Below are 236 nucleotides of genomic sequence, written 5' to 3'. Positions count from 1 at the left end.
GACTCCGACGCACTCGTGCGGCGCGCGGCGAGCATGGAGTTCTTCCAGGCCACTGCGCTGCTGCGCGACGACATCATGGACCGCAACGACACCCGCCACGGCAAGCCCTCGGCCCACCGGGCGGTCGCCTCGCTCCACACCGACCACGGCTAGTCCGGCGACTCCGACCGTTTCGGGGAGGGCGCGACGATCCTCGCCGGCGACCTGTGCCTCACGTGGTGCGACGAGCCCTACTC

General features: G+C 71.2%; 1 protein-coding gene. It reads left to right on the top strand.

The window, feature by feature from the left end; genetic code table 11:
* Window positions 1–15: 15 nt before the first annotated feature.
* Window positions 16–153, top strand: a complete 138-nt coding sequence (locus ACR9ZK_RS23490; protein WP_481344318.1) for a polyprenyl synthetase family protein — start codon at window positions 16–18, stop codon at window positions 151–153.
* Window positions 154–236: the final 83 nt, after the last annotated feature.

This window comes from Monashia sp. HAY1-5C (genome assembly GCF_056755255.1).
This window is presented reverse-complemented; position numbering and strand designations above follow the sequence as displayed.